This window comes from Burkholderia sp. ZZQ-2, assembly GCF_050768715.1.
Taxonomy (GTDB): Bacteria; Pseudomonadota; Gammaproteobacteria; order Burkholderiales; family Burkholderiaceae; genus Burkholderia; species Burkholderia cepacia.
This window is the reverse complement of sequence record NZ_LDVA01000175.1, coordinates 1-5,179: the sequence shown is the minus strand read 5'-3', so window position 1 is coordinate 5,179 and position 5,179 is coordinate 1. Positions and strand designations below refer to the sequence as shown.

Below are 5,179 nucleotides of genomic sequence, written 5' to 3'. Positions count from 1 at the left end.
GCAAAGCACAAAATATTGGTTCGGCCGCCGGGCGCGCCGCGCCACAATCGAATCCCGTCTTCAAGCAAGCGAGGGCAATCATGCGCGCATGCAGCAAATCGGCGTGGCCGCCGCGCCTCGTTACCGTCCCGGGCCTGCACGGCAGCGAAGGCGCTCACTGGCAGACCTGGCTCGAACGGCAGTTCCCGCGCTCGCTGCGCGTCGAGCAGGACGACTGGGATGCGCCCGATCTCGCGCGCTGGGCGCAATCGGTGCGCACCTTGCTCGACCGCGAACGCGGGCCGTTCGTGCTGGCCGCGCACAGCTTCGGCTGTCTCGCGACCGCGCATGCGCTCGCGCAGTGGCCGCGTACGGGCGATGTCGCGGGCGTGCTGCTCGTCGCGCCCGCCAGTCCGAAGAAATTCACGTTTGCCGGGCCGTTCGACGCGCGCCGGCTCGCCGTGCCGTCGATCGTGATCGGCAGCGAGACCGATCCGTGGATGCCGCTTGCCGACGCGCGCACGCTCGCGCAGCACCTGGGCAGCGCGTTCGTGAACCTCGGCGACGCCGGGCACATCAACACCGCGGCCGGCTTTGGGCCGTGGCCGCGCGCGAAGTACTTCATCGACACGCTCGTCCACTGCGCGGCGCCGCTGCGCTTTCGCGACGCGGACGACGGCTTCGAGGCCGCGCTCGTCGATCGCGCGCTCGCGCACGCGATCTGATTCCGCCGGGCCGGGCGGGCGATCCGTGCGGCGCGGCGGGTGCCGCGCCATGCCGTGCCGTCGCGCTTATGCCGCGGACACGGGCCGTACCGCCGCCGGATCCGAATAGCTCGGCCGGCCGTTTTCGACGTGGCCCGCGAAACGGCGCGAGAACGTGCCGGCCGCGCTGTCGCTCACCGTCACGTCATACCATTGGTGGCTCGCCGCGAGCGACCACTGCTCGACGCGTTCGTCACCGCCATGCAGCGTCACCTGCCGCGACGGCGCGCCGTATGCGTTGTCGGTCAGCGTCAACGTGACGTGAGCCCCGCCGGGGTTGCGCAGCTTCAGGTACAGGTTCCCGTTCGCGACGTCGTAGCCGGCCTTCACTTCCGGCTGCGCAGGATTGCGATGGGTGGCCGTGGTCGACACGTTGCCCGAGAACATGCGCACGAAGCCGTTCGGCCCGTACACCGAGAACGTGTACGCGCCGTTCGTCGTCGTCAGGTCGAAGTCCGCATGCAGCACGCGGCGTGCGCCGACGGTGTAGCGCCACGGGCCGTCGGTGCGGTTCGTCGCGTACACGTGGAAGTGCGCGCCCTGGTTGCCGCGGTTCGCGAATTCGATGCGCAGCCGCGTCCTGCCGTCAAGGCTCGCGTTCACGTGCAGCTCGTACGGCAGCGCACGCGCCGGCCGCACGCCGGGCTCCTGCGGGTCGACCGGCGACGGCGTCGCGGGCACGGTCGGCGCGGGCTGCGACGTGCACTGCCGGTCGGCGATCGAGCGGTACTGGCTCGTGTCGGGCAGCGGCGGGAACGACGCGTCGGACGAGCGGAAGTCGAATGCGGCGGTGAGGTCGCCGCAGACCGTGCGGCGCCACGGCGTGATGTTCGGTTCGTCGACGCCGAAACGCTCGCCGATGAAGCGGATCACCGACGTGTGGTCGAACACCTGCGAGCACACGAAGCCGCCCTTCGTCCACGGCGACACGACCGTCATCGGCACGCGCGGCCCGAGGCCGTACGGCAGGCCGTCGGCCGTGTAGCTGCCGCCGCGGCCGGGGTTCACGACCGTGTGCAGCTCGCCGTCGGTCGTCACGGTCGACGCGCCTTGCGCGGCCGACGTCGGCGGCTGAGGCGGCACGATGTGGTCGAAGAAGCCGTCGTTCTCGTCGTACATGATGAACAGCACCGTCTTGCGCCATACGTCCGGGTTCGACGTGAGCGCGTCGAGAATCTGCGACGTGTAGTTCGCGCCGTACGCGGGCGTGTATTTCGGATGCTCGGAGAACGCCGCCGGCGGGCACAGCCACGACACCTGCGGCAGCCGGTCGTTGATCACGTCGTTCTTCAGGTCGTCGAGCGTGCGCACCGTCTGCGCGCGCTGGTACAGCGACGAACCGGGCTTCGCGTCGATGAAGTTCGCGAAATTCTGCAGCACGTTCGTGCCGTAGTTGCCGTTGTACGGATCGTTGCCCGTCGTGCCCTGCTGGTAGATCTGCCACGACACGCCGCGCGCTTCCAGACGTTCGGGAAAGGTCGTCCACGACAGCAGCTGGTAGGCGGGCGGCCCGTCGCCGTCGACATAGTCGCTGTTGTCGAGCAGCGGGCCGCCGAACTTGCCGGTCGGGTCGACGGTGCCCGTCATCAGGTACGACCGGTTCGGGTGCGTCGGCCCCGGCAGCGAGCAGAAATAGTTGTCGCACACGGTGAACGCATCGGCGAGCGCGTAATGGAACGGGATGTCCTCGCGCACGTGATAGCCCATCGTCATGTCGGTCTTGTTCGCGGGCCACTGGTCGTAGCGGCCGCCGTCGATCGCCGCGTGCGTCTTGTACCACGAGTGGTCGAGATCGCCGACGCACTGCGCGCTCGTCGTCAGCGTGTTCAGCCGGAACGGCAGCACCGGCTTGCCCGGGTCGGCCTTCGACGGCTGGTACCACACCGGCTTGCCGTTGGGCAGCGGGATCGGGAAGCGGTCGTTGTAGCCGCGCACGCCGCGCAGGTGTCCGAAGTAATGGTCGAACGAGCGGTTTTCCTGCATGAACACGACGATGTGCTCGACATCGCGGATCGTGCCGGTGCCGCGCGCGGCGGGAATCGCGAGCGCGCGGCGGATCGATTCGGGGAAGGCGTTGAGCGCGACGGCGGCGCCCGCGGATTGTGCGACGGTATGCAGGAAACGGCGGCGGCTCGATGACGTCATGTTATTTCACCTCGGTTCTGCGGTCGGGGGACGGAAGCGGCGGGATCAGCCCGGCGACGACGCGGCGGCACTCGACGCGGCCGCATTCGCCGCGGGTTTCGCGTCGTCGTCGTCATCGGGCGGGTAGTGCACGACGGGCGGCGCGAGCGGCGCGGCATCGGACGCGGCGGCGTTCGCGGATGCATCGCGGTTGAATGCGCTGGCGGAGCCGGCCGATGCGCCGGCCTGCTGGGACGCGTCGGTCGTGTGTGCGTCGTGCGGCGCGTCGTCGCTGCAGGCGGCGACGAAAGCGGCGGCACAAAAAACGACGACGGCGGAAACGCGACGCATGACTTCTCTCCTGGCAGGCTGATCGGGAAACGTTTTCGAGTATGCCGGTGCGATGCGACGTTTCGGTGAATCGTTTGCGACTGTCGCGTGATCGCGGAATGCTTTCGATATCCTGACCATCCGCCTGCACGGCGTGGCGGACGCGCAATATTTCCCGGCGGACGTTGCGAGGCGGGCACTTTTACCCGGGCGCGCGATGCGATGCGTGAGCGCGTCCAAGGCAGCCTGACCGTTGACGATGAACGCGAGCAACCGATCGCGTTGCGTCAGTGCCGCGGCGTGCGCCGCCGCACTTCGCTGCGCAGCCAGTCGAGCCAGGTTCGGATCGCCGATTCGTGCGGATGGCCGGGGCGCCACACGACGTAGTGCGCATACACGTCGGTCACGCGTACCGACGATACGCGCACGAGCGTGCCGTTCGCGAGTTCGGGCTCGATCAGCGAGCGGCGCGCGAGGGCGACGCCGCGCCCTTTCAAGGTTGCGTCGATCAGCGCGTTCGCATCGGTGAAACGCGGCGCACGCGCGGATTCGGTGAGGTCGAGCCGCGCGGCTTGGAGCCACGGTTCCCACGGCTGCGCGGGATGGCGCAGCAGCGTGGCGCGCACGAGATCGGCCGGCGTGCGCGGTGCGACGCCGTCGCGATTGCGGTACGCGGGGCTCGCGACCGGGAAGATCGTCTCGTTCATCAGCTTCTCGGCGACCACGCCCGGCCACGTGCCGGGCCCGTAGCGCAGCGCGACGTCGATGCGGTCGCGCTTGCGCAGCGGCGCGAGCGCCACGTCCGGGTGCAGCGCGATCGCGATGTGCGGATGCACGGCCGAGAAGCGCGGCAGGCGCGGCGCGAGCCAGCGTTCGGCGACGCTCGGCAGCACGCTGACGTTCAGCGTGACGTCGCAGGTGCGCGGGCGGCTGCGCGCGGCGAGGGCCGGCTCGAACGCGCGCTCGAGCACGCTGAGGCCCTGGCGCACCTGCAGCGCGAGCGCGTGCGCGGCGTGCGTCGGTGTCGCGCCGTTGCGCTCGCGCGTGAAGAGCGGGTAGCCGAGCTGCGCCTCGAGCGCGCGGATGTGCTGGCTGACGGCGCCTTGCGTGAGCGCGAGCGCGTCGGCCGCGCGCGTGAAGCTCTGCAGCCGCACGGCGGTCTCGAACGCGCGCAGCGTCTGCAGCGGAGGAAGGTGGATGCGTTTCATGCGGGTATTAGTAGCACTAATGCCCGAGCACGACAATTCATCGTTTGCGGCGGGCATGCACGCGTTCCTACACTCGGTTCCGTCTTCCACAGTCCCGTCGGGCCACGCCACCATGAACGCATATCGTCTCTATCTTTCGCCGGGCGCCTGCTCGCTCGCCGCTCACATCGCGCTGGAGGAAACCGGCGCGCCGTTCGACGTCGAGATCGTCTCCGTGCAGAAGCAGCAGAACCTCGAAGCGCGTTATCTCGCGATCAACGCGAAGGCACGCGTGCCGGTGCTCGAGATTCCGGGCGAGCCGCGCGTGCTGACCGAAACGCCCGCGATCCTCACGTATCTCGCGCGCCGTTATCCGGACGCGCAACTGCTGCCGCTCGGCGACCCGCTGCGCGAGGCGCGATGCCACGAATGGCTCGCCTGGCTGGTCGGCTGGGTGCATGGCGTCGGCTACGGTGCGCTGTGGCGGCCGGGCCGCTTCATCGGCGATCCCGCGCTGCACGGGGCAGTCAGCACGCACGGACGCGGCGTGATCGAAGCCGCGAACGAGACGATCGAAGCCGCGCTCGCCGACGGCCGCACGTGGGCCGAGCCGGGCGCGCATTCGATCGTCGATCCGTTCCTGTTCGTGCTGTATCGCTGGGGTGTCGCGATCGGGCTCGACATGGCGCGGCACCCCGCATGGACCGCGCATGCGCAGCGCGAGGCCGACCGGCCGGCCGTGCGCCGCGCGCTGGCGCGCGAAGCGGCCTGACCGGGATGCGGGCGTCGTGGCGG

5 protein-coding genes are annotated in these 5,179 nt (G+C 69.7%); 2 read left to right on the top strand and 3 right to left on the bottom strand.

From position 1 onward, the window contains the following. Positions 1 to 80 precede the first annotated feature (80 nt). Positions 81 to 704, top strand: a complete 624-nt coding sequence (locus ABY44_RS11390) for an RBBP9/YdeN family alpha/beta hydrolase (protein WP_027788972.1) — start codon at positions 81 to 83, stop codon at positions 702 to 704. A gap of 66 nt (positions 705 to 770) precedes the next feature. Here the strand turns inward: ABY44_RS11390 and ABY44_RS11385 are convergent, their stop codons facing one another. From ABY44_RS11385 to ABY44_RS11375, 3 genes are all read right to left on the bottom strand, one after another. Further along, complete coding sequence (locus tag ABY44_RS11385) at positions 771 to 2,888, bottom strand: phosphocholine-specific phospholipase C (protein ID WP_060171981.1); 2,118 nt, start codon at positions 2,886 to 2,888, stop codon at positions 771 to 773. Between the two features lie 45 nt (positions 2,889 to 2,933). Next, positions 2,934 to 3,218, bottom strand: coding sequence for a hypothetical protein (locus ABY44_RS11380; protein ID WP_027788974.1), 285 nt, complete (start codon positions 3,216 to 3,218; stop codon positions 2,934 to 2,936). Positions 3,219 to 3,484: 266 nt separating this feature from the next. Beyond that, positions 3,485 to 4,405 (bottom strand): LysR substrate-binding domain-containing protein, encoded by a 921-nt coding sequence (locus ABY44_RS11375; protein ID WP_060171979.1) that lies wholly within the window; start codon positions 4,403 to 4,405, stop codon positions 3,485 to 3,487. 112 nt (positions 4,406 to 4,517) lie between these two features. On the opposite strand from ABY44_RS11375, the gene ABY44_RS11370 reads away from it, so the two are divergent. After that, entirely contained in the window at positions 4,518 to 5,156 is a 639-nt protein-coding gene (locus ABY44_RS11370; RefSeq protein ID WP_059695277.1) for a glutathione S-transferase family protein, read from the top strand. Positions 5,157 to 5,179: the final 23 nt, after the last annotated feature.